Origin of the sequence: Kitasatospora sp. NPDC001261 (assembly GCF_042896795.1) — a bacterium.
GTDB lineage: Bacteria > Actinomycetota > Actinomycetes > Streptomycetales > Streptomycetaceae > Kitasatospora.
This window is the reverse complement of the sequence record NZ_JBIAXP010000021.1, coordinates 156,116-180,566: the sequence shown is the minus strand read 5'-3', so window position 1 is coordinate 180,566 and position 24,451 is coordinate 156,116. Positions and strand designations below refer to the sequence as shown.

Here is a 24,451-nt window from a genome sequence, read left to right as displayed (position 1 = left end):
CACGGGGGGAGGGGTGTCAACCGGGGGCGTCGGATGCCGCGCCCCCGGCTGGGCCGTCAGCTGACGCGGCGGAAGTAGTCGGCGGCATAGCGGGCGAAGTTGCCGTGGGCCTCGCGGCGCACGTGCTGCCGGGCGTCGGCCACGGGGTTGCCCATGCTGCCCCCGGCGTGGGCGGCCACCCGCTCCGCCTCGGCGATCTTCTCGTGCCAGGTGGCGACGGGGTCGGTGCTGGCGTCCAGCGCCTTGATCAGGTCGCCCCACAGCTCGGCCTGGAACTGGTAGCCGGTGATGTGCTCGAAGAAGCCTTCCATGCAGACGTTGTGCGCCGTCAATCGCTCCTCGTGCAGCCGATTCCACCAGCCCTCGGCGGAGCGCTGGGAGTTTCTCAGGCCAGCGTGCGCGGCGGTCTTCAGGCGGCCCGCGAATGCCTTGCGGTCCCGTGCGGCGCGGTCGGCGGTGGCCATCGGCTGCTCCTTCGTGCTCGTGATTCGTGGTATCCGGCCCGGGGTTTGCCCTCCCCGTTCCGACATGTATTAATCTACCCCATCGGGGCAGGGTTTGGCAATTCCTGGCAGAGAATTCGGCTACCGGACTTGCGTCAGGTAGTCGTCGAGTTCGGCGCTGGCCTGGTCGCGGTCGTCGCATTCGCTGAAGAAATGTCGGCTGTCGCCTTCTCCGCACAGGATGACGCTGCATCCCGTGCCGGGGTAGGTGCCGGTGGCCCAGAGGTCGCCTCGCGCATCTCGCAGGAGTCGGTGGATGAAAAGCCTGCCGTGGGCTATATCGCTCCGGATTTCCTGCGCCTCCTCGATCCGGGCGGTCCTTTCGCATTCCTCAATTGCGAATTCGAGTTCGGAGAGATATCCGGGGTCGTTGCATTCCCAGCATTCGCCGTCACAGGTCCACCGGCCGCAGCCCGTACGGGGCTCGTAGTCGCGGAGCGACTGCGTCTCGTTCATTTCTGGGCCTTTCGTTGGTGGGTGGGTGTGTCGGGGAGGGAGCTCAGCCATGTACGGGTTGGTCCCGTGGACTGTTCCCCCGGCCCCCCGGCGAAATGAGATCTTGGGGGCGGAGAGCGGCCGGAGGTCAAGCGCGGGAGGGAGGACCGCAGCCGGTAGAGCGACGAAGGAGCGGGCCGGCGAGGACACGGACCGGAGCGCTTGACCGCAGGCCGCGCGCCCCCAAAATCGAAAAGCCGGGAGGGCGGGGAGAACGCCGGACGGGCCGCAGCGCAGCGAAGGCCCGGCCGGCAGACAGGCGGCGCCCGGCGCAGCCGGGCACCACCCGGCGCGCAGCGCCGGCCTAACCACCGCGAAGCGGGGGTGCCCCCCTCCACCAGAGCGGCCGTCAGACCGAGGCCGTCGGCTGGTACTCGGCGGGCAGGGTGTCAACCCAGGCGGCGAGGGTCTCGAAATCGTCCAGGTCAAGGCCCTTGGCCGGGTCGACGTAGTGGAGCAGGGCGGGAGCCGGGTGGTGCCGGGCCACGTACTCGCGGTCGGCCTGGCCGAGCTGGTCGTCCACCCAGGCGAAGGGCCGGCCCGCGGCGTGCCGTACGAGCTCGGCGGTCTTGAAATAGGTGCCCTCCGGGCCGAAGCCGTCAAGGTTGCTCCAGGTGACGACCGGCAGGGCGGGCAAGCCGATCCGCGGGCCGATGAACTCGTTCGCTTCTTCTTCCCACGTCGTCCCCCAGACCAGTTCGTACGGCAGGTCGGCAAGCTCGGCGCCGTGGTCGGGGTTCAGCCGCAGGACCAGCTCGGGGACATCGTCGGGGTGCAGGTTCGGGTGCTGGCGTACCCAGCACTGCGGCCGTACCCGGTGGACCGTGAGCTTGTGCGGCTCCTCGGGCCAGCGGTTGAGGACGTTGAGGGGGCCGTCGACGTCCAGGTAGAGCAGGGGCAGGGGCACGGGTCGCTCCGTCGCGGGTCGGGAAGAAGAAGGGGGTGCCGGGTCAGGCTGCGGACGCGGTGAGCATGGCCCGCAGCCGCTGGACGCGCTCGGCGGCCTCGGCGCGGGCCTCCTCGGCTCGGCGCACCGCGGTCTCGCTCTTGACCAGCCGGCCGTGGTGGAGGACCAGCCAGGTCGGCACGGCGGCCAGGGCGGCGGCCTGGGCGAGCTGGTCGAGGTCGGGCCGGCGCAGGTGGTGGCCGGCCAGCGCACGCAGCACGGCGGCGCAGCGGCGCTTGGTGGCCGGGGGGATGTCCAGCCGTCGGCCCCACTCGTCCTCGCGCTGGAACAGCGGGAGCCGGCTGGAGTCGGCGAGGGTGCCCGGGTAGATGTTGCAGTCCCCGGTCAGGTCGACTCCGAACACGGTCAGCGGCTCGGCACGGTGTCGGCGGCCGGTCGGGTGCGGCTGTGCGCCGGAGATCAGCACGAGCTCGGGGCGGGCGGGGCCGGGCGGTTCGCTGGGGTCGTGGGCGTAGGCCGGCGGTACCGCGCTGATGGCGCCGCTGATCCTGGTGCCCGTCAGCCGGTAGATGACGCAGCCGGTCGTCGGCTCGGCGGTGGAGGTGAAGTGCAGCAGGCCGTGCTCGCCGAGGTCGGCGTGGCCGTGCTCCTGGTGCTGGCCGGCTGCGGGCGCCGTCGCGGTGCTGCTCATGCGGCGGCCGCGTCGGTGCCGGCCGCGAGGGCGCGCAGTTGGCGCACGCGGTCGATCGTCAGGCGTCGGGCGGTCCGGGTGTAGCTGACTTCGTTGTCCAGCTCGGCCAGCCTCTCGTCGTGCTGGTCGAGCTTCTTGAGCTGCTCGGCGAGCCAGCGGGGGGCGTTGGCGCGCTGGGCGGCCTCGTCGAGTTCGGCGAGGTCGGGGCGGGCGCGCCAGTGGTCGACGACGGTGAGGAGCACTGCCTCGGCGTGGCGGCGGGTGGCTGGAGGCAGGGTGATGGCGTGGCCGGCCTTGTTGGGGCGCCGGGCGCTGATCGGGTCGCCGCGGTCGACCTGGTCGTAGGAGACGCGGGTGATGGAGCCGAGCTGGACGCCGTTGATGGTGAGCGGGTCCGCGCGGTGCCGGTGGGGGGCCACCGGTTCGGCGCCGTAGAAGATGAGCAGATCGGGCTGCCACCGGCGGTCCTGCTCGTTCGGGTCGGTGGGGTCGGCGGTGGCGGCCGCGGGCACCAGGGTGGCGATTCCCCGGACGTGGGGGCCGGTGAGCTTGTAGGCGCAGGTGCCGGTGGTCAGGTCGGTGGCGGTGGTGAAGCGCAGCAGGCCGTAGCTGCCGAGGTGGCGCTGCTCCTGGTGCTCGCCGGTGGGGTTGGTGTTCTGGGGCATCGGGTCTCTTCGGTGGTGGGGCCGGGCGGCCGGCTGGCGGGGCGGGAGGGGTGCTGCTGGGCGGCTCGATGCCGCCCGGCGGCTGCTGCGGCGCTCGGTCAGCGGGGGAAGCCGGCGGGGAGCTGCCAGTGGCTCAGGCTCCAGGTGCGCTCGTCGTACTCGACGTCGATGCGGTCGGGCAGGGCGGTGGCGATCTCACCCGCGGTGCTGTTGTAGGTGACGGTGATCCGCAGGGTGGAGCCGGTGTGGTCAGCCAGGCGCCCGCTGAGCAGGGCGGCGACCTGGTCTTCGGTGGCGCGGTTGAGCGGGACCGTTCGGTCGGCCTCGCAGTCCTCGCATACGCACCCGGGGATGTGGACGGCGGTCAGGGGCACGGGTGAGGTTCTCTTCTCGGTAGGGCTGTCGGATGGCGCAGGGTGCCGGGTCGGGCTGGGCTCGGCGGGCCCGGGGCCGCCGGCGGCGGGGGCCCGATCGGCGGCGGTGCGTGCGCGTTTCGGCGGCTCGATGCCGTCGAAACGCGGCTGCCGCGCGCGGCCAGGCGGCGGGGTCCGGCCCGCCCGCCGGGGGTGAGGTGGCGGGCGGGCCGGGGCCGCCCCGGTGGGGAGCGGGGCGGCGGTTCGGGGGCTCCGGCCGGGCCTTGGGGCGGCCCGGCCGGAGGGGCGGTCAGATCGCCAGGCTGAGCGCGGCCAGGGCCTGGCTTTCGAGCTCGAACGCCTCGTCGGCGTTGTCGAGGGTCTGGGCGGTGGCGGTGATGGCCTGCATGATGCCGCCCGCCGTGGTCTGGCCGCCCTTGATGAAGTGGTTGAGGACGGACTCGCGGACGCCGTCGGCGAACCGGAGCTTCTTCGCCACGACCTCGACGGTCTGGACGGGGTCGGTGACCTCGCGCCCGGCGGCCCGCTCGATCTCGGCGAGCTTCTTCTCGACGTAGGCGCGGTCAAGGAAGGTGGACACGGCGTCACGGGCCCGCATCGTGATGAGTTCGAGGTTCTTCGCCTCGGTGTCGTCGCTCCAACGGATGACGCCCGCGTCGAGCTTGGCACCGAGGTGGACGGCGCGCAGCGCGTCCTTGGTGAGAGTCAGGCCGTTCTCGCAGACCCGGAACACGATGCGGGGGGTGATCGTGAGTGCCCCGGCCCCGACCTCGCTGTTGGTGATCACGAATCCGGCGGAGACGATCGGCAGCTCGTCACCGCTCTGGCCGTTGAAGGGGGAGCGGTACCCCCGGAGCAGCTGACGGGCGTGGACGGCGACGTGCTCGGACTCGACGCGGACGATCATGCGGCGCTCGGTGAGGTCGCACCCGGTGATCTTGACGCCGTGGCCGGAGGCGCGCACTCCGTCGAGCGCGGCGACCAGCACGTCGAAGTTGTCGATCATCTTGTAGGAGTCGGAGAGGACCGCGCGCAGCACGCCCTCGCCGCCCGCCTCGCCGATGAAGCCGCGCAGCAGGAACTTGCGGTTCGGGTCCTGGGCGAGCCAGCTGTTGACGTTGGTGTCGTACAGGGCGGGCATCTCGGCGCGCATCCGGCGCAGGTAGGCCAGCGGGATGCCGAGCTTGGCGGCGATGCCCTCGTCGGCGACGGTGGTGGGGCGGTAGGTGCCGTCCGCCTTGGTCACGCCGCGCTCGCTGAGGATGGAGACGCCGTGGACGTTGATGTTGGCGTGGTGGGCGGAGAAGGCGGAGGCCGGGGCCACCATGTCGATCTTGCTGGACTGCTGGCGCTGGAGGATCTGGACGAGGTCCTGGAGTCCGGCGTTGCGCGCGTCCGCGTTGGTGGCGGTCGGCAGGGCGGTGGCGCGGCGGCTGTACTCGGTGGTCTCGATCATGATGCGCTCCCTGGGAGTCTTGGTCGTGGTGGCCGGTTCCGGGGTTTGCCCTCCCCGTTCCGACATGTACTAATCTACCCGACCGGGGCGGGAAAGGCAACTCCGGGACGGCCCTCTTTCCATGATCTTTTCCGGGCAGATGCCCCCTGGGGCCTCCGCAGGACGCTCCCGCCGCTGGGCGGTGCCCCTCCGGTCGTTCGGCGGCGCGGTGGTGGCCGTGCCGGGTGGGACTGCCGGGCTCGCGCAGCGACCGCGTAGCGGCTCGGCCTGGCGGTCCCGCCCGGGATGGCAGGGTTCGGACGTCGGACGACCGGAGGGACACCGCACGGCCCCCGCACCACCCACCACCGCTGTGCCGCACCCGACCGACAGGGCCGCCCCTCTGGGAGCGAGGCCGGGGTCCGGGGCAGCGCCCCGGTGCCTTCCACCCGGCGCGGGAGGCCGGCCGACGGACGCCGGGCTCGTCCTCCCCGCCGGGACGTGCTGGTGCTGCTACGCGGGCGCCTCGGCGCACGGGCCCGTGGTGGCGGAGCCGTATACGTTGCCGCGGTAGTCGATGGCGGCCTGGCCGCAGGCGGCGCAGGTCCAGCGGTTCGCCGCAGACAGGCCCGGCGGGTCCCATTCCAGCTGGTGGGTGCGCAGGACAGCCAGGCCGGGCGGGGCCGGCGGCCACGCCTCGACGGGCGCCGGAGTGCAGCAGCTGGCCTCGGTGGCGTCCTGGGCGGCCAGGCGCTCGGCGTCGGCGCGAAGCCCGGCGGCGGCAGCGCGCAGCTCGGCTGCCCGGTCAGCCAGGCCCTGGGCGTCGCAGCGCTCGGCGCGCCGCAGCCCGCGGTCGTGCCGCTCGCCGTCGTGCAGCAGGTGGTAGACGGCTGCCTGCAGCGGGCACACCCGGCCGTCGAAGCCGGGGACGAGGTCGTACCCGGGCCCGAGGGTGCGGGCGACGCCCCGGCAGCCGGGGGTGCACGGCGGGATGGTGGCGGCCAGGTCGTAGAAGGCCTGGGTGGGCACGGCGAAGATCGTCTTCGTCTCGTCCCCCGGGCCGGCGGGCATTCGGTACGACACGGGTGTCGTGGGGGTGTTGGTCTCGGTCACCGCTTCTCCGGAGGTTCGTTCTGTTCGCGCGGGTGGTGGGCCGGCGGGTCCGGCTGCGGGCGGTCGCCCCAGGGCCGTGGCCGGTGCCGGGACCGGCCGCGGTCCTGCCCCGTCAGGGGGCGACCGCCTCGAGCGCGGCGGGCGTGATGCGGGCGCGGATCTGCTCAGCGCGCTGCTCGATCTCCTCCGGGTCCGGCATCGGTCCGCCGCGGCCTGCCGTGCGCAGGCGCCGGATGTTCCGGGCCTGCTGGTGGAGCAGTTTCGCCGCGAGGGCGAACAGCTCGTCGGCGTTGTGCGCGGCGGCGGTGAGGGTCCAGGTGCGCCGCTCGCGCTCGCGGACCGCGATCCGCAGGGTGCCGGGGTCCTTGGCCGACTGCTGGACGAGGTAGTGGAACTGGATGTCGGTGCCGGCGCCGAGGAATGCCCCGGGGCCCTCGGTCTGCACGGTGCCGAGGACGGCGGGAAGGTGTTCGGTGGCCCAGGCGCGGAAGCCGGAAGCGCTCGGCGGCCGGCCGGCCGTCGTGGTGTGGTGCAGGTAGTCGGCCAGCGCCGGGATCATGGTGACCGGGCTGAGCCAGGGGTTGCGGTCGACCATGGAGGGGCCGGCCTCGTGTTCGTGCCACTCGGTGATGGCGCGTGCGCCCATGGGGTGGTGCTCCTCGGGGTGTGGTTGGTTGTGGTGGTGGCGCGGGTCTGCCCTCCCGCGCCGGCTTCGTCCGTGTCAGCGCTGCATCGGCGTGGTTTCGACCCAGTCGAAGACGCGGCGCTTGGGGTCGAGGACGACCGTGCCCTCGTCGCCGTAGTCTCCGGAGTAGACGATCTCTGCGGTCAAGGTGTGGCCCGTGCACCAACCGGCGAAGGCGTCCAGCGCGTGCAGGGTGTTGCTGAACCTCGCGTCCCTGTCGACCACCAGGGCCTTGATGTGCGTCGGCCTGCCCCGGGCGTCGCGTCCGGCTCCGTCGGCGGGGATCAGGAGCAGTTCGTGGTGGTCGGCGAGTTCGGTGAGCTCCGCGGGCGAGGCGGCGGCCGGTGCGATGGCGAAGTGGCCGCGACCCTCGATCAGCTCCCAGAGGGAGGCCAGGGGGACGGGCGGGTGCACGGCGACGGTGCCGCGCACCCAGGTGTCTACGCCCACAGTGCGCGGCCTTCCGTTCGTGGGTGGGCGGTCAGGTCGTGGCAAGAGCGGGGAAGCGCTCGACGGGGCGCTCGACGGATCCGGCGGGCAGGGGGAGGTACTCGCTGGCGCCGCTGACGACGGTCTCGCCGAAGCCGCCGGGGTAGGCGTAGACGGTCTCGGCCGGGTCGGTGCCGCGCAGCACCTTGTGCCAGGCCCAGCTCCAGGTGACGTTGAGGAAGTCGCCCGGGCGCACCTCGACGGTGGCGACCTCGCCGACGCAGTAGGTCTGGTTGGGGCCGGGGTTGAACTTGTCCTGGATGAGCATGCCGGGCTTGAGGTCGCGGGCCGCGACGGCGGGCAGGCCGGTGGCCTCGCAGGCCGCGCAGATGCCGTGCTCGTCGGGGTGATGGTGGCTGGTCACGGTCGTAGCTCCTGGTGTGCTGGTTCGCGGTGGCCTCACCGAGGTTTGCCCTCCCCGGTTCGACATGAACTAATCTACGGCATGCGGGGAGGGATGTCAACCGGGCCCCGGGTGCGAATGAGGGCTTCGAGGCTCGCGATCCGCTCGTCGTACTCGCCGAGTTGGCGTTGCCGACGGGCGATCTCCTGCTCGGTGGCGGCGCGCGAGATGTGCAGGGCCCGGATCTGCAGCGGGGCGTCCGCGGCGCGGCGGGCCAGGTCGAGGGCGGCGAGGTCGGTGCGGGCCAGGTGGTGGCGCGCCAGCGCGGCGACGATGGCGGCCGTGCGGTGGTGGGCGGCCTCGGTCACCCGGCTGCGCTCGAAGGTGTTCGGCCGGGCGCTGGGCAGCGGGTAGGCCCGCTTCGGCCAGGCGGTGAGGCAGTCCGTCCAGTCCGCATCCGCCCAGTAGGCGGGTTCGGACAGCAGTCGGCGCAGCGCCGGCAGGTCGATGCCGGTGGCACCGGCCAGCTCCATGCCGTTGACGACCGGGCGGTCGTCCCACGCGGAGGCAGACCCGCGGTGGCGGACGTCGCAGTCAACCGGCCGGCCGTAGTTGAGGGTGAGGCTGTCCGCGTCGCGGGTGCCCGGGGTGAAGGTGAAGGAGCCGGCCGTCTCGGCGACGGCGTAGATGGCCAGGCCGCGGCGCCAGTCGGTCTCCGGGCGGACGGTGAGCTGGACGCCGGTGGGGGTGAGCAGCTCGAGGGCTCCAGGCGCGGTCGCGGTGGTCATTGATCGTCCTGGGTGGAGGTGCGGTCGGGCTGCTGCTCGTGCAGCCCGCCGGCCGGGTCGGGGTCGTCGTAGAGGTCTTCCTCCCAGCCGTTGCCGTCCTGGCACCACGGACACCAGGGCTGGAGCTGGTTGTGCTGGATCCGCGCCACGGCGAAGTAGCCCAGCATCACCCAGCCCGCGCTCTGCGCCACGCTTCCGGCCGTGCTGCCGAGCGGCAGAACGAACAGCAGCAGCAGGAGCACGACGTCGGCCGCGATGTTGAGGCGCCAGTGGTGCACTGGTCGTAGGACGTGGCGGCGTCGTTCGGCTGCGGCTGCGGCGTCCAGTGGAACGGCGGCGATGCACCACTCGCACAGCTCGCGCCGGTGCCAGAACTCGGCGGAGCGGACGGCCAGGTAGCCGGCCGCCAGAAGGAGGTAGAGGGCACCCGTCTGGAGCCAGACCAGGATGGCCATGGCCAGGTAGGCCCAGGGCAGTGCAGCGTGGGCGCGGTGGCGCCAATGCCGGTAGCGAGGGCGGGCTGCGGCGTGGTGGCTGCTGGTCATCGGGTTACGCCCTCCGTCTCGCGGCCGGGGCGCAACGGGTGCAGTACCGCGGTGGTCACCTTGGCACCGGCGTCGCGCTCGGCGCAGGCCCGGGCCACCAGGTCCAGCAGCCGGCCCGTCTTCACCTCGGCCTGCTCCATCAGGTCCACGGGGATGTCGTCCGGCAGCACCGCGCGGCCGGCGTCCAGGTCCAGCACGGCCCACATCGGCTGGACGTAGCCGCGGGTGCCGGTGGCCAGGTACATCCGGGCGGCGGCCCCGGCGGGGTGCGGGTAGAGGGCGACGTACTCGTTGCCCCAGGAGAAGTGGGCGCAGTCCGGGGAGAGCCGTACGGAGGTGGGGCGCAGCTCGCCGGTGAGCGCGCGCTTCATCGCGTGGGGGCCGGCGGACGGGTTGGGGACGAGGTCGTAGACCTCCTCTCGGAAGGGGTAGGGACCGGGGGCGTACACGGCGTGGTCGGCGTCGAGGGCGTAGGCCCAGCCGTCGAGGTCGAGGTGTACGAAGTGCGTGTAGAGCTGGGGGGCGCCGAGGTAGGGCTTGCTGGCGGGCACGGGTGTTCTCCTTCGGGGGCCGCCGCGAGCGCCCGTAGGCGTCGTCGCGGCGGCCGGGTACCGGCCGGGTCGGGCAGCCGGTGTGGTGGACGGTCAGAGGGTGGGGCGGGCCAGGGTGAGCAGTGCCCGCAGCGAGCGGGCCTCGTGGTGGCCGGGGATGACCTGCATGTCGGGATGCTGGTCGTCCACCCACTGCTCGATCAGGTCTGCGTCGGCGACGCTGGCCAGTTGTTCGGCGGCGTCCGGGTCCCACTCGATCCTCTCGGCGCGGATGGCGTCGGCGAGCGCGGTGGGCAGGTCGGGGCCCTCGATCGACAGGGCCTCGATCCGGCCGCCGTCATCGTCGTCGACCGGCGCGTGGAAGACGGTCCAGCGCTCGGCGGCGCTCACGCGGCGGCACCGGTCGCGGCGGCCGCCTCGGTGTCGCCGGTCGCGCCCTCGGCGAGGAAGGCGATGGCGGCCTTGAACGAGGCCTTCACCTCGTGGGCCCCGACCCAGGGGTAGCGGCGGTGCTGTGTGAAAGCGGCTGTGACCTTCGCGCCGATCACGACGATGCTGAGGTGGCGGATGTCGGTGTAGGTGGGGGCACCCCACCACGCCTCCGGGATCGTTTCGGGGGTGGAGTGCTCGGAGGTGCGGGTGGCGCGGTAGCCGCTGCTGGTCCGGGTGACGGTCCAGCCCGACGCCTGAGCGTCCTTGACGGCCTGGATCAACTGGGCCTGGGTTGCCATGGGTCCTCCTCGGTCGTGGTTCGCGGTGGCCGATCCGAGGTTGCCCTCCCCGTTTCGACATGCACTAATCTACATCATGGGGGGAGGATTGGCAACCCGGAGTCGGGCCGGGGTGCCACCAACCGGCTCCCGCGCTGCGCCACACCGCCTCTGCGGTCCGCCGCCCGCTCACGCCTCCGCCGCGGAGCACACGGCGACGCCGTCCGGGTCGGAGGCCGCGCAGTCCTCCTCGGCGCCGCAGTGGTGGTACGCCATCGCCAGGTGGTTGATGAAGGTGCGGACCGCCGACGGGACCTCCGGCCGGTTCTCGACGTTGTCGCGGTACCAGGCATGGTCGGGGTTCTCGTCCTCCGGGCCCGGGTCGATGACGTGCCATACCGCGGGCTCCGCCGGGTCGTCCGGGTGCGCCTCGCGGCCCTGCACGAACACCGTGACCTCGGTGCCGGCGTGGTCGTGGTCGACTACGACGTCCACCCTCGGCCCGTACGGGATCTCCCTGGTGGTGCCGGTGACCAGGTCGACGCTGGCCGCGGTGCGGGCCTCGACGTCGAAGACCTCGAACTCGTCGACCTCGCGGTCGCGGCTGCGCATCAACTCGGCCGCGTTCAGCGCCGCTTCGGCCGGGGTGGCTGCGGTGACGTCGATGCTCCAGGTCACGGTGTAGTTGCGCTGCTCGGCGCTCATTGCTGTTCGCTCTCTCTGGTTCGGTGTGGCAGTCGTCGTGGCGGTGGCCGCGGTCATCCGAGGGCATGGCCGGTGGCGACCGGCGCAGCCGTCGGACCATGGGCACTCACGGGCCCGGGTGGATCAGCAGCGCCTGGGCCACGCCGCGGCCGTTGACCAGGACGTGGGGCGCGGCGGCGCGGGCGAGCTCCAGGGCCTGGTCGAGTTCGAAGCGGTGCCCGGCCGTCCACGCCGCCCCGTCTTCGGTCAGGTCCCAGGCGCCGTCCCGCGAGAGCGTCCGGAAGCCGTGCAGGACGATCCAGCCACTGTCGCGCTGCTCGACCGAGAGGGTCAGGTCCGCCTGCCACGGGTGCCCGTCGGGCAGGCAGGTGACGGCGTAGGCGACGGGGCGCACGCTGGCGGCGGGGATGACGGTGTGCGGCATTGGGGCTCCGGGTTCGGGGGTCCGTGGTGGCCTCGGCAGGCTTGCCCTCCCGCCTTCGACATGAACTATTCTACCAGATTCGGGCAGGATTGGGCTCCCTGGGGGGAGGTCAGTGCGCGCAGAGCCCGGTGAACCGTGAGCCCCAGGCGGAGGCCCTTCACGTCGGTGGGCTCGCCGTGGAAGACCTTCGGGGCCGGCTGGCGGCGGCCGTCGATGTCGATCGACCACACCGCATTCATGTCGTGGGTGGTGCAGTCGTGGGTGACCCGGACCGCGTGGCCGGCCACCTCGAGCTCCAGGTACCAGCCGTTGGGGCCGGTGAAGTCGATGAGGCCGTCGGGCGACCGGGTGTCCCACTCGCTGTAGACGGCGGCGGCGACCGGGTCGCCCCAGTGGGCGACGCCGGTGGTGATCGCGCGGGCGCTGGTCTGTGAGCCGGTTTCACCCAGGTTGGGCTCGGCGGTGAAGCCGCGGAAGGTCGTGGTCACGTCGTTCTCCAGGAAGGGTGGTCAGTCGAGCGGGGCGGCGCCGGCGTTCGGTGCCGGGTGCCGGCGCCGCTGCTCGCGGCGGTGCAGCCGGCGGTCGCGGCGGCTGAGCCTGCGCTGCTGGTTCCGGCGGGGGCGGCTGCCGGAGAAGTTGCTGGCGGCCGGGGCCCAGCGGGCGGCGGCCGCAGTCCCGAGGAGTTGAAGGATCTGGGCGGCGACCTCGGCGGGAAGCCAGCGCAGCCTGATGTCGACTTCGAACTGGCTGCCGGTGATGGAGACTTCGGCGGCGGTGTGCCAGTCAGGGGCGCTTGGCCGTCTGCCGAAGTCCCGGGGGCCGGCTCTCCAGCGAAACGCCTTCGTCGGGTCCCAGCGGTCCGGGGTGGCGGTGGGCAGCGGCGCCCTGAGCTGCCGCAGCAGTTGCTCGCACTGGTCGGCCAGGCGTTTCGCCGCGGCGAGCTCGGCCCGGGCGAGGTCGAGTGCTTCGCCGTAAGCGGGCAGGAGCCGGCGGCGGATCTCGTCGGCCAGGGCGGTGCCGCCCCGGGCCGCCGCAACGGTGATCGCGGGCATGTGCTGGGAGCTGCCGGCCGGGAGGATGCCGGTCACCTCCACACGCACCGGTCGGCCCTTGCCCTGGCCGATCTTCACGATCCCGCCGTCGGGGTGGTGGAGCCAGGTGTCCCCGTGGCTCTTGCCGACCGTCCAGCCGTCGAGCGCGGCGGCGGCCTCGGTGGCCAGCGGGAGGGTGTCGAACGTCAACAGGTATCTCCTCGGGGTGCGGTTCGGTGGCGGGGTCGGCCGGTCTCCCGGCGGCTGGCCCGGCCCGGCGCGGGCCGCCGGGTGGGGCCTGCCGGGCCGGGCCGGTACGGTGCTCAGCCGGTGGTCGCGGGCTTCTTCCTGCCCTGCGCCTGGCGCGGGTTGTGGCGCAGGGTCTTCTCGTAGTTCACGAACCGGGCCTTGGCGATGGTCGTGCGGTCGGAGCTGCGCAGCACGACGCCCTCGGGCTGGCCGCCCGCGCCCTGGTCGAGGGGGACGAGGGTGCTCGGCAGGATGGCCGTCAGCCACTGGTGCATGGCCTCGACGGAGGTGGGCAGCTCGTCGCCCTGGAGCACGGCCAGGCGCGGGGTCAGCGGGATGCCCTCGGTGGCGGTGAGGTTCTGGAGGGCCCCCTCGCCCCACCAGTCCTGACCGCCCCGGTCGCGCCATGCGACGATGCGCTGCTGCTCCCACTCCAGGACTTCGGCGTCCACCGAGGAGACGTCGAAGAGGCGGTAGCCGACGCTGCCCTCGCCCGCGTACTGCTGGTGGGCGGCACCGACCTGGCTGCCGTAGACCTCCAGGTAGAGCGTGGTGATCCGGTCGCCGGTCAGCGGGAACGTGCCCGCCGTGAGGCGGTCGGCCAGCGGCTTCAGCGCCTCGACGATCCGGGCCGCCGGGTTGAACACCCGGTCGCCCTTGGCGTGGAACAGCTCCTCCCGGGAGCCGATGACGTAGTCCTGGCCGTCCGGCATCACGATGATCCGCCCGTTCGCGCCGTCGATCTTCTCGGTGGCGACCACCTCGCCGTGGAACGGCGTGGCCTCCTCCAGCAGCGCACCCCGGTGGCCCAGGGCGTGGTAGGTGAGGATGCTCGGGTACTTGGTGGCCGAGTGCAGGGCGGCAAGGTTCAGCGTGGACATGTGTCGTTCCTTCGACAGGTAGGCAGCGGGACGGTCGTCCGTCTGGCTGCTGCTGGTGGGCACCGCCGCGCCCGATCCGGCGTCCGGCGGTGCGGGGGGGGTACGGGGGTCGGGATCGAGCGGCCGTCAGGAAGCGAGCGCAAGCGCCGGGGCGTCGCCGTCGCAGAGCTGGCACAGGCTGGTCCGCTCGGCCTGGTCCTCGGTCAGCTCGGCGTTGCAGATGTCGCAGAGCCCTGCGGGCCAGGTGAATCCGGCCCTGGCGAGCCGATAGGTGACTTCGTCGTAGAAGTCGGCACCGGAGAGGTTCTGGTCGGCCAGCTGCGACAGGACGATGCGCGTCGCTCCAACGGGGTTCGGCACCCGGGAGCGGGAGGCCACGGCATCGGTGGCCGAGATCAGCAGGCGGGCGGCGGCGTCGGTGGCCGCGCCGCGCGCGGCGGCGAGGTGGCATCGGATCGACCGGGCGGCCGTCAGGCCGCGCTGCCCGCTCACACCAGCTCCAGCACGCGGGGGTGCTCGGCCTCGATCCGGGCCGTGGCGGCGTCGAAGTCGGTGCCGCAGGGCGGGCACAGGTAGGTGCGGATCATGTTCCCGGCGAGCGTGAGCCGGGTGTGGAGGCGAAGGTCCGAGCGGGTGCGGCAGTCGTCGCAGGGGGCCTGCATGGAGTGCTCCTCGTCGTGGTGGTCCGTGGTGTCCGGCCCGAGGTTTGCCCTCCCCGTTCCGACATGTACTAATCTACCCTTCGTGGGGAAGGGTGTCAAGCCGGGTCGCCAACTGCGCCGGCCCGGCTTGGCAGCGGCCCCGCTCCCCCAGCGGCCACTGCGCGCTCCGCCGGCGAGCCCGGCGAGGACCGCCACCGGTCCGAGGCGCGCCGGTGCCGGCGGGCAGGGCCGTGCCCCGGGTGCGCGGTCTGCGCACCCGGGGCACACCCGTCACTCCTGCGGGACGCAGCAGCTGAGCGGTATGCCTTCGAGGCCGAAGTCCTCGGCGTCCGCTGGGATGTAGTAGCTCTTGGACGCCTTGCGGAGCTTCGCGGTGGACGCCTTGTCCAGCAGGAGTGTGGTGTACGGGCCCTTCCGGGAGGTGTTGATCGGGCCGACCTTGCCCTGGAGTCCGTTGAGGTACTTCGGGCTCATGCCCTGGATGCGGACCGCGTCCCCGGTGGTGAGCATGGCGGCGCGGGCGGAGTTGAGGAACTTGGTTCGCTGGTGGGAGAGCTCGAAGAACCGGTCGATCTCGGGGTCGGTCGCCTGGCTGGCCAGGTAGGCGGCAACGTCGGCGACGGTGACGGTGCTGGTCACTGGTGGTCGTCTTTCTCTTCGAAGGCTGACGGCTTGGACGTGGTGCGGATGGTCAGGCGCCTTCGGCGCGTCAGGACGGCTTCGTCGGGGTGGTGAGTTCCTTGCAGCAGCCGAGCGGCACCCGCAGGCTGTAGTGCTTCGTGGTGGGGGAGATGTACTTGTAGAGCTGGATCGTCTGGAACGACTGCTCGTCCAGGCGGACGACGGCGCGGGGCTCGCCGGTGCGAGGGCGCTGGATCTCGACGATCGTGCCGGAGAGGCCGTTCATGTACTTCGTCCCGAGCTTCTCCAGCTCGACGTTCATGCCGGTGGTGATCGCGGCAGCGCGCTCGCTGCGCAGCGTCTTGCGGCGCACCTCGGCGGTGGCCTCCAGCGTGGCGAGGTCCTCGCGGCTGGCCTGGGTCGTGAGGAAGTTGACGGCCTCGGGGAAGGTGATGGTCATGGCGTGGCGTCTTTCGTTGCGAGGGCTGGTCCGGGGCGGCCTGCGTAGGCCGCCCCGGACCTGGCGGAGGGTCAGCTCAGGTCGATGACGAACACGTCGACGGTCCGGACTGCGCCGTCCCGCTCGTTCGCGCGGTCGGCGTCCGGCCTGCCCGGCCGCGCCTCGGCGGTGGCCTTCGGGGCGGGCCGCTGCGGGGCGCCCGGACCGTTGACGGCGACCAGCAGGGACAGGAGGAGGTCGAGAGGGGAGTGGCTCTCCTCCGGCTCGTGCTGCTGCGGCTCGGCGTCGCCGGTGAACATGGGGTGCCCGCAGGCACAGGTGGTCTTCACGGTGCTTCCTTGATGCTCGGAGGTTCGTGGTGGCCGGATCCGGGGCTTGCCCTCCCCGTTCCGACATGCATTAATCTACCCGCTCTGGGGAGGGATGTCAACCCGCCCGCTCGGGTCACGCGGTGCCGGTGGCCTGCTCACGCTCGGCCCCGGTGAACGTGAAGTCGCCGGTCCGCGACCCGCGCGCCACCGCCCGGCCGACGGAGGTCATGCTGGCCTCGGTGGCGGCAGTGTCGTACGGCAGGACGGTGCCGGGGTTGATCCCGAGACCTCGCGCCACTGCGAACGCGTCCTGATTGGCGGCCATGTAGACGAAGGTGGCACCTCGCGCCTCCTGCTCGCCGATCAGGTAGCGGACCACGTCGCCGGAGAACTCCCGGGAGGCGTTCTCCTGCCCGTCGGTGACGATGACGTAGACGGTCTCGGCCGGCTGCTCGGCCGCCGGGCCCGTCGCGGCGCGCCGGTCGACGCGCCGGATGGTCGAGCCGATGGCGTCGAGCAGCGCGGTCCGGCCCATCGGCCGCAGTCGCAGCCGCGGCACTTCAGCGAGCGGGCGCAGCTCGTAGTCCGTCTCGACGTCGCTGTTGAACAGCACCAGGGTGACGAGGGTGGTGCCGGGCACCTCCTGCTGCTCGGCGAGGAAGGTGGCGACTCCGCCCTCCATGTCGGCGCGCAGTTCCTCCATGCTGCCGGACTGGTCGACGATGAGGACGAGGTGACGGGTCTGGTCTGCCACGGGGGCTGCTCCTTGCTGTTGGTGGTTCTGAGAGGTGGGCGGGGGAGGCCGGCGCAGGCCGGCTACTCGTATTCGCCGTAGACGCCGTAGGACTGGCAGTCCGGGCGCAGACACTGCCAGCCGGAGGCGGCGGCATCCTGCCACTGGTCGAGGTGCTCGCGGGTGCCGCACTCCGGGCAGCGCTCGCGCGGCCGGTCGGCCGGGGGCGCGGTCACGTGCCGCCGCCGCGGACTGCTTCAACGTCGGCGCGGGCCTCGGCAACCACGGTCACCGCGCGCCAGACGTCGAGATTGCTGGCGCCGATCTCCCGGCCGGTTGCCAGGACGTACAGGTTGTACGCCTGGTCGGTCGCGCCGGTGATCCACTGCTGCGCGTCGCCTGCAGAGCCGGTCATCCCTTGCGGCTCCTCCAACTCGGCCAGGAGCTCGAAGGAGGCCCAGGCATCTTCGGACGCCACCAGCGGCGAGTGCACAGCGAGTTCGGCCGCGGCCTCGGGCACGCCGACCGGGGCCGGGCCGATCGGCTTCGGGTCTCGCCAGTAGCCGAGCCGATAGAGGTGTCCGAAGCCCTCGGCCAGTTCCTTGAGGATCCACTCGCGGAGGGGGTTGCCGGCCAGTTCCCCATGCGCGCGGTCCAGGAAGGCCGCAGCTTCAGGGACGATCGGGGGGTGTGTGGTCATGGAGCGGTGCTTTCCGGTCGTTACTGGGGCTGTCACTTCGCGGCAAGGGGTGTCTGCTCCTGTTCGGGAGCCTTCGGACCACCCTCCGGGGTGCACTGGTGCTTGGTGATGGCGGTGCGGGCTGCGAGGACGCCGACCAGGCCGGTGGCCGCGATCCGGGCGCCGCAGACGCAGTTGAGCTCCATGGACGGCGGCGGGGTGGACTCCCGGCGGCGGCTGGGCCAGAAGCGCGGCATGCGGGGCTCCGCGGCGCGGGCGGGGGTGGAGACGGGGTCGGGGGCGACGTTCATGGCACTTCCTTCGTGGTTCGCGGTGGCCGGCCCCGGGGTTTGCCCTCCCCGTTCCGACATTCACTAATCTACCTGACATGGGTGGGGATGTCAACTCGCCTGCAGCCGGGCCCCGGCCCGGCTGCGGACTCGTTGACAACCAGACCTTCGGCGCGTTCGCCTCCCCCTGCGCGCCGGGCCGGGCCCTGGGGCCGACACGCCCTGGCGGCAACCGCACTCAGGGCGGGCCACCCGGACGGTGTGGGTTGGCGATCAGTAGGAGGCGAGCCCGAAGAAGAGCCAGCCGCGGTGTTCGGGCGGGCCGCCCTGGAGGGGGACGGTGAGATCGCCGGAGCGGATCCGGCCGGTACGGGGGCAGTGCGAGTAGATGCCGGTGATGCAGTAGCCGACGGTCTCGCCCGGAAGGAGCCTGCCCTCGTCGGCGAGGACGGTCAGCGCGGCCTCTTCCGTCGTCCGGTAGCCCTGCGCGGTGGCCGGGATGGTCACCGTCACCGTCCGCTGGTCGGTCAGGACGGGGATGGCACCGGCCGGCCCGTACTTGTCCTGGACCGGATGGCGGTCGTCGGACATGATGCGGCCGGCGAGGGCTTCGGCGTCGTCCATGGACAGGGGGGTGTCGGTGATGACCTGGAAGTCGTCCTTCTCGGCGAGGGTGCCGGTGTACGGGCGGTTGCCGTACTGGTAGCGGGCTTCTTCGATGGCATCCCGGAATGCCTTCGCGGCATCGGTGCCGTCCTGGTAGGCGGTGAAGTCGACGGCTCCCATGCTGCTCCTGCTCCTCGTGGGCGTGGTCCGTGGTGGCCGGATTCGGATTTGCCCTCCCCGTTCCGACATGCATTAATCTACCAGCTCTGGGGAGGGGTGTCAACCGGAGTCGGCCCGGGGCCCCGTGGGTACCCCGCAGTCGGCTTCGAGCGTCGGCCGAGAGCCCCCTCTCTTCGACCTGGGCTCTCGGCGCGGACCTCGGCCGCGCTGCACGCAGGGCCGGCTAGAGCGGCTCGGCGAAGGCGGCGTGCCACCGGCCGAGCTTGTGCCGCTCGGCCTGCCCCCTGCTCTCCTCGCGCGAATCGGCCAGTTGCAGCCACCCGCAGCTGCACGTCGCCTCGGCCGCGGTCCACACCACCTGGTGGACGAGCAACATGGACGCGACCAGGGCCGCGGTGCGCGCCTGCACCGGGGCGCCTGCGGCCTGTTCCCCAGTGATGTAGCCGAACTGCAGCAGCTCCGCCGAGAGGGCCGGCAGTATGTCACCGCTGCCCTCGGGCCGGATGACCCACTGGTCCCGTACGTTCTGCCACGTCGCTCCCGCAGGACCGAGCAGGGCCACGGCTGCGGCCTGTGACGGGTTGAGCGGCAGCACCGGGGAGTCCGGCACCAAGCGGACCAGCGAGCCGGCGCTGCCGAACGTGGCAGGGTGCTCGTACTCGAACTGGCCGCTGTGCCAGAGCGTCATGTCCCGGCGGGCCCCTCCGGCACGGGAGAGGATGAGCCGGGCATGGTCCTCGGTGACCCGGTCCTCCCCGTACAGCTTCCCGTTGCGGGTGATGACCTGCGTCCACTCGTTCACGGTCACTTCCGATTCGTCTCGATGTGGCAGCTGGCACAAGAGCTGGCTGCGCTGGTTCGTGGTGGCCGTTCGCGGGATTGCCCTCCCGATCTCGACATGTACTAATCTACCCATCACGGGGAGGGTTGTCAACCTGCTGCCCGGCGACGCGGTGCGGTGTCCCGCGTCGGCCAGCCGCCCCAGAGCCGTCGGATGGCCGGCTCTACCAGGTCGGGCTGTCCGGCCTCCTGGAGGGATCGGGCCAGGGTGGTGATGGCGGCCCGCTGCCGGTCGCCGCCGGTGAGGCCGTCGCGGGCGGCGAGCAGGTACCCCAGGTGGACGGCTCCGAGCACCTCGGCGGCAAGGTCGGCCAGCAGGCTCTCCTGTGCGACGCCGTGCCGGCTGGCGGCGGCCCGGAGCAGCGCGGTGGTGTCGTCCATCGCGGCGGCCTGGGCGGCGTCGTCGAGGGCGTTCTCGATCAGCAGGGTCGGCATGGTGGTCATTCGGGCTCCAGATCGTGGGGCTTGGTTGTTGGTCGTGTGCTGGGCGGAGGGCGGCGATGGCGGCTGGCCACTTCGGGTCGAAGGCCGCGGACCGTTCCCCCCGGCCCCCGGCGAAATGAGATGTCCGGGGCTCGGCGACCGGAGTGCCGGGGAGGGAGGGAGTACCGGAGCCGGTAGAGCGAGCGTGCGAGCGGGCCGGCGAGGACACGGACCGGACGACCTGGTGCGCAGGTGCCGAGCCCCGAGAATCGAAGAGCCGGGAGGGTGGGGTGAACCAAGAAAATACGGTCCAGCGAAGCTGGTTTCAATTGCGAAAACGTACGTTTTTGCAGCTTATTCGACCCCGACGGCCAGGTCACCAACTGCAACTCCGTGAGCGTCGCTGACTTCGGCTGCTTGGCGTCCTCGCTACCTGTCGGCTCCTGCTACTGACAGCGCTTCAGCCCCGGGCCGTCCAAGTTGCAGTCCGAAGAGCCAGCCGCGGCGAGACGGCCGTCAGGAACCCCGCAGCGACGAACAGCCGACCGCTGCTGGGGACGGCGCCGACATGCTTCGCGCGTTGCGCCTGCGGGCCGTCGCGCAGGTCGAGACCGGCCCGGACGTCCGGGCCGGATCTTCGCCTCCACCTCCGCCGTCAGTAGCGTCGGCGGCGTCGCCGCCTTCCTTCTCGGCGAGGTGGCGGCGAACAGGCTGGGCAAGCTCCAGCGCGCCAAGGACGAGGGGCTGCGCATCCTGCTGTTCGTGTGGGCGGACACCTCACACCTGACCGTCGGCATGGCGCTCGACCGCGCCCCGGCCCACCGGCCAGCCCGCCGTCCCGTCCCGGGCGGCCGGGCGGGAGGTCTTGGCAATATCTCGGGCGATCGTCACCACCACCGCGCCGGCGGAGCAGGGGGAGGAAGGGCGGGAGTTGGAAGGGGCCCCGACCAGTAGCTCCATGGGACCCGCCCGGGAGCCTCGCGACCTTCGGCGGAGCAGCGACACTCTAGTATAAGCTACTTTTAGAAGCTGCTTATATTGATCTTGAGGGGTGTGGCATGGCTCAGCGAGACGACCACGAACAGATCGACCTGCAGGAACGCGCCCGCCGGGTGCAAGAGATCTTGGCAGACCCGGAGACCGCACGGTTGACGACCCGCACGCACCTTGCCGGGCTGACGCTTCGGGTGGTCGACGGAGAGAAGGCGAGTCGGGAGCGGGCCCGCGTGATCCGTCAGGCCTACGCGGGTGGCGGCTGGACCCAGGCCGATCTGGCTGATGCCGCCGAAATCAGTCAGCCCGCCGTGTCCCAGATCATCAACGCTCCGGAGAAAGACTTCCAGGAGCCCGACGCCTGAGCGCACGGCGCCGACAGGGAGTCCTCGGACACAGCAGGGTAGGTGTGGTGGGCATTCGGTCTCCAGATCATGGGGTTGGTGGGAACGGCGACGGCGGCTGGCCGAGTCGGAGCTGGGTCCGCGGACCGTTCCCCCCTCGGCCCCCGGCGAAATGAGATGTCCGGTGCATCGCGGCCAGCAGCCCCGGCGCCGTCGTGGTCGCCCTGTACTCTCGACCGTCCCCGCCACCACCCGAGAAGAGCGACCGTGCCCCACCCCTCCACTGACGCCCGACGGTGGCCGCCCGTGTCGGCTACCGTCGCCGGCGGAGCGCTCGCCGCTGCGCTGCTCATCCTGGCGTCGACCATGGTCGACGCGGCGCTGCCCACCGCGACGAGGAAAACCGGCTACCTCGGCGGAGCCATGCTGGCTGCTGTGGGGGTCCTCCTGGTCGTCCCCAGTGTGCTGACGCGGCTTCGGCCCGGAGGGACCCACAAGGGTGCCGCCGCCTTCGGCATCGCGGCGCTGCTCGCCGCGATGACGTGGAGCTCCGACCTCGCCCACCACGTCTGGCCGGCCCCCGAACTGCGCTACCAGCACGAGCTCAGCGGGACCACCGGCTGCCTCAACGGCACGCCGTACGACTGGAGCCAGATCCGCGCTGTCGCGTTCTCCGACCGGCAGATGACCGTCGTGCCGTCGAGCAAGGACAAGCCGCTGGTGTTCGCCAACGCCTACCAGGGGAGCACCCACCGCCTGATCCCCGCCGACGACGCCACCCGGACGATCCTGGAAACTTACGGCTGCGGAGCCAACCGCCCGTGACCGTAGCGGTGGCAACTCCTGAAGAGTCGGGTCGCCGCCTCCGTTGGCTTTGAGCCCACCGCTGCCTAGGCGCAAGGTGTTGGTCCACCGTGCCGAGCGTCGTCGCCGGGATTCGCGGTATACCGGGCTAGTCGTCGTCCTCGTGGTCGGCGGTGGTGAGCAGGTTGGTGAGCTGCAGCTTGACCAGCTCGAGGGCATCGTTGGTGTCGTCAAGGGTGACGGACAGCAGCTCGGAGTGCTCGGCGGTGGATGCCTGGAGAGCGCGATACCGCTCGAACAGCTTCTCCACCTCGGCCTGCTTGGCTCCGGCTCGGCGGGCGGCGGCGAGGTCCTTCGCGAGCGTTTCCAGCTCGTCCCGGGCGTTGGTGGTGAACGCCGCGATGACCATCTCGCGCTGCTCGTCCTGGTCCGGGAGCGGCACCCTGGCCAGCAGGCTGCCGTGGCCGAAGCGACGGACCAGCTCGCGCAGGGCTGCCAGGGTGGCGTCGTGTCGGTGGTGGACGAAGTAGACGCCACCGGTGGGGCGGAGCTTGATCGCGCCGAGGTGTTCGACGTAGGCGCGGACTAGGGAGCGCAGCCGGTCGCCGGTGAAGTAGGTGCAGTTGGTGATGTAGCTGGCCTGGATCTCGGCGAGCATCTCCCGGACGGTGGTCTGCTCGGCCTCGGGGAGTGCGGCGATGGCCTTGTCGTCCGGCTTGATGGTCATCTGGCCGGCGCCGGGCTCGCTGGTGTCGCGGCGGAAGACCACCGCGGCGAGGCGGGTGTCGTAGCGGAGCTTGACCTTGCGCTCGTCCCGCACCTCCCGCACGACGTGGCGCACGATGCGCCCGCTGTCCCGCGACACCGGGCGCACCATCAGGAGAGCGGAGCGGCCGAGCTCGTCGGGCTGGCGCCTGCGGCGGCGGCCGTCGCGGCCGGTGGCGGTCGGGTCGTCCAGTGGGTAGGTGACCCTGACGCCGTCGCGGCCGGTGACCCGCTCGTAGGCGGCGTCGCTCTTCAGCGGAGGCGGGAGGAAGTCGGGGTCGAGGTCGAGTTCGGTGAACCAGGCCGTGAGGTCGTCGGGAGTGACGGTGCCGGGGAACACGGAGTAGAGAACCACGTGTCCCAGCAACGGGGCCTGGTCGCCGGCCATGGCCGCCGTGTAGGCGTCAAGCTCGGGGTTGCCGGTGGTCAGGTCGGCGGCGGGGGAGGGATGCTGCGGGTCCTGGGTGGTCATGGTCGGGCTCCGGGCGGCAGGGGAGGGCACTGGCAGGTGGTGGGAACGGGTCAGATCGTCCGGAACAGGTCGGCGGCGGGCTCGGGGTCGGTGAGGTCGTCGATGGTGCGCACGTTGTCGGAGAGCACGTCGAGAACGGAGCCGGGTACGCCGGCCCTCGGGGATCCGACCGCGATGCCGAAGGTGCGGAAGTCGAGCCGGGCCTTGGTGACCTGCCAGTCGCGCATCCACTCCTCGCCGACCTCACACTCGCCGTCGGTGATCAGCACGATGTCCCCGCGCTGGGTGCCCTGTGCGTTGTACTGGGCGGCGAGCACCTCGGCGGCCGCCGACAAGGGCGACTCGAAGTCCGTCCCGCCGGCGTAGAAGTGCTCGGCCATCTCGACGACCTGGGCGATGCTCACCGGCTCGTCGGCGGGGAAGTGGAAGGTGCGCAGCTGGCCGGGGGAGGAGAAGAGGATCACCGCGAAGTCGCGCCGGGAGCGGCGGGCCTGGTCGAGCAGGGCCAGGACACAGGCCTTGGCCCACGCTTCACGGGTGGGCGAGCCGGCCTCGCGCCGGTGGCGGGTGTCCATGGAGGAGGAGCAGTCGACGCAGACGATGATCGCGCCGTGGCCGATGCGCTCCTCCCCGCGGCTCTCGAAGAGCATCAGCTGGCCCTCGGCGTAGCGGGATGCGAAGACCGCGCGCATCACTGGCACTCCCAGGGCGGCTGTCTCCGAGGGGAGGAGCCGGGTGAGGTCGTCCCCGAGCGTCACCCCGGTCAGCTCGCCGGGGACGTCCTCGACGCGGCGGGCCCGCTCGCCTGCGGCCATCAGCCGGAAGCGGCCGATCAGCTGGACGAACTCGCTGAGCCGGTTGCCGCGCAGCCGCTCGGCGAGCTCGGCGCGCTGGTCGAAGTCCATGCGTTCCAGCTGCCCGGGTTCCACGCCCCAGGCGCGTACCAGGTCACTGTCCTCGCCGACCTGCTCAAGCGCGTCGGCCAGGGCGTGCCGCACCGCGGCCCGGATGGCGGGCAGAGCGCGGACCAGGGCCTGGTCGGCGTCCGCCGCGGCGTCCTGTTCGGCCCGGTCGGCTTGCTCGGCGGCCTCGACCGCTTCCTGGACCGCGTCCGCCACGGCGGTGGGCACGGAGCCGTCGGCGTCGGCCGCCTCCTCGGCCCGTGCCAGTGCGGCCGCCACCGCCTGTGCCGCCTCGTCGACGGCGCGCTGGGCGTCCTCGGCGCGCTGGGCCTGTTCCTGGGCCTGCCGGGTCTCTTCCAGCAGCTGGCGCAGGTGCTCGGCCACGGCGAGGACGGACAGGCCGGCCGCGTACAGGTCGCCGACGGTCTCCCGGCGCAGCTCCGTCAGGTCGGGGCTGGCGGCCATCGTGGCGACGATCTGGTGGTTGGCGAGCCGGGAAGGTTCCATCTCCCCCTGCTCCCGCAGTGTCGGGGTGACCTTGTAGGCGAGGAGGAAGACGTCCTGGAGCAGCCCGGCGGTGTAGTCGTACCTCTGGTGGAGGTCATCGGCCAGGTCCTGCAGGGCCGAGGACTGGTCGAGGATCTCCCTCCAGTCGGTCTCGTCCCACCGGTCGGCGACGACCGCGGTGGTCGCCTTCGGCGCGACGGCGCCGGCCAGGCCCAGCCAGCGGCCGGCCCGGTGCGCCAGGTCCTTGAGCTTGGTCAGCGCCCTGCCCATCGCCC

The 24,451-nt window shown here is 72.1% G+C and carries 37 protein-coding genes; 2 read left to right on the top strand and 35 right to left on the bottom strand.

Annotated elements, in window-relative coordinates; all coding sequences use genetic code 11:
* Positions 1 to 56: 56 nt before the first annotated feature.
* From ACFY4B_RS27425 to ACFY4B_RS27265, 33 genes are all read right to left on the bottom strand, one after another.
* Entirely contained in the window at positions 57 to 464 is a 408-nt protein-coding gene (locus tag ACFY4B_RS27425; protein WP_387972228.1) for a hypothetical protein, read from the bottom strand.
* 120 nt (positions 465 to 584) lie between these two features.
* Positions 585 to 959, bottom strand: coding sequence for a hypothetical protein (locus ACFY4B_RS27420; RefSeq protein ID WP_387972225.1), 375 nt, complete (start codon positions 957 to 959; stop codon positions 585 to 587).
* 388 nt (positions 960 to 1,347) lie between these two features.
* Positions 1,348 to 1,905, bottom strand: coding sequence for a hypothetical protein (locus ACFY4B_RS27415; RefSeq protein ID WP_387972222.1), 558 nt, complete (start codon positions 1,903 to 1,905; stop codon positions 1,348 to 1,350).
* A gap of 43 nt (positions 1,906 to 1,948) precedes the next feature.
* The gene (locus tag ACFY4B_RS27410; protein ID WP_387972219.1) at positions 1,949 to 2,596 is read right to left on the bottom strand and encodes a hypothetical protein; all 648 of its coding nucleotides are present in this window, start codon (positions 2,594 to 2,596) and stop codon (positions 1,949 to 1,951) included.
* On the bottom strand, positions 2,593 to 3,261 hold the full coding sequence (locus ACFY4B_RS27405) for a hypothetical protein (RefSeq protein ID WP_387972217.1): 669 nt from the start codon (positions 3,259 to 3,261) through the stop codon (positions 2,593 to 2,595). Before ACFY4B_RS27405 ends, ACFY4B_RS27410 begins: the two co-directional genes overlap by 4 nt.
* 98 nt (positions 3,262 to 3,359) lie before the next feature.
* Positions 3,360 to 3,635 carry a hypothetical protein gene (locus tag ACFY4B_RS27400; protein WP_387972214.1) on the bottom strand — a complete coding sequence of 92 codons (276 nt, stop codon included), beginning with the start codon at positions 3,633 to 3,635 and terminating at the stop codon, positions 3,360 to 3,362.
* A 289-nt stretch (positions 3,636 to 3,924) separates the two neighbouring features.
* Positions 3,925 to 5,091 (bottom strand): DUF932 domain-containing protein, encoded by a 1,167-nt coding sequence (locus ACFY4B_RS27395; protein ID WP_387972211.1) that lies wholly within the window; start codon positions 5,089 to 5,091, stop codon positions 3,925 to 3,927.
* A gap of 492 nt (positions 5,092 to 5,583) precedes the next feature.
* Positions 5,584 to 6,183: a hypothetical protein gene (locus ACFY4B_RS27390; RefSeq protein WP_387972208.1), complete on the bottom strand. Its 600-nt coding sequence runs from the start codon at positions 6,181 to 6,183 to the stop codon at positions 5,584 to 5,586.
* A gap of 112 nt (positions 6,184 to 6,295) precedes the next feature.
* Positions 6,296 to 6,829: a hypothetical protein gene (locus ACFY4B_RS27385; protein ID WP_387972205.1), complete on the bottom strand. Its 534-nt coding sequence runs from the start codon at positions 6,827 to 6,829 to the stop codon at positions 6,296 to 6,298.
* Positions 6,830 to 6,904: 75 nt separating this feature from the next.
* Complete coding sequence (locus ACFY4B_RS27380; RefSeq protein ID WP_387972203.1) at positions 6,905 to 7,318, bottom strand: hypothetical protein; 414 nt, start codon at positions 7,316 to 7,318, stop codon at positions 6,905 to 6,907.
* 31 nt (positions 7,319 to 7,349) lie between these two features.
* A complete protein-coding gene (locus ACFY4B_RS27375; RefSeq protein ID WP_387972200.1) occupies positions 7,350 to 7,721 on the bottom strand; it encodes a hypothetical protein in 372 nt (123 codons plus the stop codon).
* Between the two features lie 74 nt (positions 7,722 to 7,795).
* A complete protein-coding gene (locus ACFY4B_RS27370; protein ID WP_387972197.1) occupies positions 7,796 to 8,488 on the bottom strand; it encodes a hypothetical protein in 693 nt (230 codons plus the stop codon).
* Positions 8,485 to 9,033 carry a hypothetical protein gene (locus ACFY4B_RS27365; protein ID WP_387972195.1) on the bottom strand — a complete coding sequence of 183 codons (549 nt, stop codon included), beginning with the start codon at positions 9,031 to 9,033 and terminating at the stop codon, positions 8,485 to 8,487. The genes ACFY4B_RS27370 and ACFY4B_RS27365 overlap by 4 nt, the downstream gene beginning before the upstream one ends.
* On the bottom strand, positions 9,030 to 9,584 hold the full coding sequence (locus ACFY4B_RS27360; protein ID WP_387972192.1) for a hypothetical protein: 555 nt from the start codon (positions 9,582 to 9,584) through the stop codon (positions 9,030 to 9,032). The genes ACFY4B_RS27365 and ACFY4B_RS27360 overlap by 4 nt, the downstream gene beginning before the upstream one ends.
* Positions 9,585 to 9,677: 93 nt before the next feature.
* The gene (locus ACFY4B_RS27355; protein ID WP_387972189.1) at positions 9,678 to 9,974 is read right to left on the bottom strand and encodes a hypothetical protein; all 297 of its coding nucleotides are present in this window, start codon (positions 9,972 to 9,974) and stop codon (positions 9,678 to 9,680) included.
* Positions 9,971 to 10,315, bottom strand: a complete 345-nt coding sequence (locus ACFY4B_RS27350) for a hypothetical protein (RefSeq protein WP_387972186.1) — start codon at positions 10,313 to 10,315, stop codon at positions 9,971 to 9,973. The genes ACFY4B_RS27355 and ACFY4B_RS27350 overlap by 4 nt, the downstream gene beginning before the upstream one ends.
* 168 nt (positions 10,316 to 10,483) lie before the next feature.
* The gene (locus tag ACFY4B_RS27345) at positions 10,484 to 10,999 is read right to left on the bottom strand and encodes a hypothetical protein (protein WP_387972183.1); all 516 of its coding nucleotides are present in this window, start codon (positions 10,997 to 10,999) and stop codon (positions 10,484 to 10,486) included.
* 106 nt (positions 11,000 to 11,105) lie between these two features.
* Positions 11,106 to 11,423, bottom strand: a complete 318-nt coding sequence (locus ACFY4B_RS27340) for a hypothetical protein (protein WP_387972180.1) — start codon at positions 11,421 to 11,423, stop codon at positions 11,106 to 11,108.
* A gap of 65 nt (positions 11,424 to 11,488) precedes the next feature.
* A complete protein-coding gene (locus ACFY4B_RS27335) occupies positions 11,489 to 11,911 on the bottom strand; it encodes a hypothetical protein (protein WP_387972177.1) in 423 nt (140 codons plus the stop codon).
* Between the two features lie 21 nt (positions 11,912 to 11,932).
* Complete coding sequence (locus ACFY4B_RS27330; protein WP_387972174.1) at positions 11,933 to 12,664, bottom strand: hypothetical protein; 732 nt, start codon at positions 12,662 to 12,664, stop codon at positions 11,933 to 11,935.
* 113 nt (positions 12,665 to 12,777) lie between these two features.
* Positions 12,778 to 13,584 (bottom strand): RNA ligase family protein, encoded by an 807-nt coding sequence (locus ACFY4B_RS27325; RefSeq protein ID WP_387972171.1) that lies wholly within the window; start codon positions 13,582 to 13,584, stop codon positions 12,778 to 12,780.
* Between the two features lie 126 nt (positions 13,585 to 13,710).
* Complete coding sequence (locus ACFY4B_RS27320) at positions 13,711 to 14,076, bottom strand: hypothetical protein (protein ID WP_387972168.1); 366 nt, start codon at positions 14,074 to 14,076, stop codon at positions 13,711 to 13,713.
* Positions 14,073 to 14,246, bottom strand: coding sequence for a hypothetical protein (locus ACFY4B_RS27315; protein ID WP_387972165.1), 174 nt, complete (start codon positions 14,244 to 14,246; stop codon positions 14,073 to 14,075). The genes ACFY4B_RS27320 and ACFY4B_RS27315 overlap by 4 nt, the downstream gene beginning before the upstream one ends.
* Positions 14,247 to 14,516: 270 nt before the next feature.
* Complete coding sequence (locus ACFY4B_RS27310) at positions 14,517 to 14,885, bottom strand: hypothetical protein (RefSeq protein ID WP_387972162.1); 369 nt, start codon at positions 14,883 to 14,885, stop codon at positions 14,517 to 14,519.
* Between the two features lie 70 nt (positions 14,886 to 14,955).
* Positions 14,956 to 15,327 carry a hypothetical protein gene (locus ACFY4B_RS27305; protein WP_387972159.1) on the bottom strand — a complete coding sequence of 124 codons (372 nt, stop codon included), beginning with the start codon at positions 15,325 to 15,327 and terminating at the stop codon, positions 14,956 to 14,958.
* Positions 15,328 to 15,398: 71 nt separating this feature from the next.
* Positions 15,399 to 15,656, bottom strand: a complete 258-nt coding sequence (locus ACFY4B_RS27300; protein WP_387972156.1) for a hypothetical protein — start codon at positions 15,654 to 15,656, stop codon at positions 15,399 to 15,401.
* Positions 15,657 to 15,771: 115 nt separating this feature from the next.
* Positions 15,772 to 16,392, bottom strand: coding sequence for a VWA domain-containing protein (locus ACFY4B_RS27295; RefSeq protein WP_387972154.1), 621 nt, complete (start codon positions 16,390 to 16,392; stop codon positions 15,772 to 15,774).
* A 62-nt stretch (positions 16,393 to 16,454) separates the two neighbouring features.
* Positions 16,455 to 16,607, bottom strand: coding sequence for a hypothetical protein (locus ACFY4B_RS27290; RefSeq protein ID WP_387972151.1), 153 nt, complete (start codon positions 16,605 to 16,607; stop codon positions 16,455 to 16,457).
* The gene (locus ACFY4B_RS27285; RefSeq protein WP_387972148.1) at positions 16,604 to 17,071 is read right to left on the bottom strand and encodes a hypothetical protein; all 468 of its coding nucleotides are present in this window, start codon (positions 17,069 to 17,071) and stop codon (positions 16,604 to 16,606) included. Before ACFY4B_RS27285 ends, ACFY4B_RS27290 begins: the two co-directional genes overlap by 4 nt.
* Before the next feature lie 32 nt (positions 17,072 to 17,103).
* Entirely contained in the window at positions 17,104 to 17,361 is a 258-nt protein-coding gene (locus tag ACFY4B_RS27280) for a hypothetical protein (RefSeq protein WP_387972146.1), read from the bottom strand.
* Positions 17,362 to 17,613: 252 nt separating this feature from the next.
* The gene (locus ACFY4B_RS27275; RefSeq protein ID WP_387972143.1) at positions 17,614 to 18,126 is read right to left on the bottom strand and encodes a hypothetical protein; all 513 of its coding nucleotides are present in this window, start codon (positions 18,124 to 18,126) and stop codon (positions 17,614 to 17,616) included.
* 223 nt (positions 18,127 to 18,349) lie between these two features.
* Positions 18,350 to 18,934, bottom strand: coding sequence for a hypothetical protein (locus tag ACFY4B_RS27270; protein WP_387972140.1), 585 nt, complete (start codon positions 18,932 to 18,934; stop codon positions 18,350 to 18,352).
* A gap of 122 nt (positions 18,935 to 19,056) precedes the next feature.
* Entirely contained in the window at positions 19,057 to 19,410 is a 354-nt protein-coding gene (locus tag ACFY4B_RS27265; protein WP_387972138.1) for a hypothetical protein, read from the bottom strand.
* A 1,037-nt stretch (positions 19,411 to 20,447) separates the two neighbouring features.
* On the opposite strand from ACFY4B_RS27265, the gene ACFY4B_RS27260 reads away from it, so the two are divergent.
* Both ACFY4B_RS27260 and ACFY4B_RS27255 read left to right on the top strand, forming a co-directional pair.
* Positions 20,448 to 20,747 carry a helix-turn-helix domain-containing protein gene (locus ACFY4B_RS27260; protein ID WP_387972135.1) on the top strand — a complete coding sequence of 100 codons (300 nt, stop codon included), beginning with the start codon at positions 20,448 to 20,450 and terminating at the stop codon, positions 20,745 to 20,747.
* 285 nt (positions 20,748 to 21,032) lie between these two features.
* On the top strand, positions 21,033 to 21,551 hold the full coding sequence (locus ACFY4B_RS27255; protein WP_387972132.1) for a hypothetical protein: 519 nt from the start codon (positions 21,033 to 21,035) through the stop codon (positions 21,549 to 21,551).
* Between the two features lie 127 nt (positions 21,552 to 21,678).
* On the opposite strand, the gene ACFY4B_RS27250 is transcribed toward ACFY4B_RS27255, so the two are convergent.
* Positions 21,679 to 22,767: a DUF6744 family protein gene (locus tag ACFY4B_RS27250; RefSeq protein WP_387972130.1), complete on the bottom strand. Its 1,089-nt coding sequence runs from the start codon at positions 22,765 to 22,767 to the stop codon at positions 21,679 to 21,681.
* 50 nt (positions 22,768 to 22,817) lie between these two features.
* A complete protein-coding gene (locus tag ACFY4B_RS27245) occupies positions 22,818 to 24,446 on the bottom strand; it encodes a VWA domain-containing protein (RefSeq protein ID WP_387972127.1) in 1,629 nt (542 codons plus the stop codon).
* Between the last annotated feature and the right edge of the window lie 5 nt (positions 24,447 to 24,451).